The sequence below is a fragment of the Aeromonas sp. LsrichE-8G genome (genome assembly GCF_022869435.1).
GTDB classification, from domain to species: Bacteria; Pseudomonadota; Gammaproteobacteria; order Enterobacterales; family Aeromonadaceae; genus Aeromonas; species Aeromonas caviae.
Genome location: NZ_JALIHH010000261.1, coordinates 1 through 293, shown reverse-complemented (window position 1 = coordinate 293; position 293 = coordinate 1). Strand labels below are relative to the sequence as shown.

The window sequence follows — 293 nt, the reverse complement described above, 5'->3', positions numbered from 1 at the left end:
GGCCTATGGCCGTGGTCAGGAGGCGGCCAAGCGGCTGCTGGGCGCCGAGTTTGACGGGGTGCTGGTGACCGACCAGTACGCCGGCTACCGGTTTATCGACGCCGACCAGCGGCAACTGTGCTGGGCCCACGTGGCCCGCAATCTCGCGGCCATCGCCGAGAGTAGCGAGCAGTGCAACCAGCCCATCGGTGCCCGGTTGGTCTTGCTGGCGGATGCGGTGTTTCGTACCCGGCACCGTTGGGAAAGCGGTGCGTTGAGCAAGCAGAAATACCTGCGCAGGCTCGCGCGTTACC

1 protein-coding gene is annotated in these 293 nt (G+C 66.6%); it reads left to right on the top strand.

The genetic code is table 11. The features are described from left to right. The coding region (locus tag MUW49_RS22150) for a transposase (RefSeq protein WP_210539138.1) at positions 1–293 on the top strand (293 nt) is incomplete at both ends.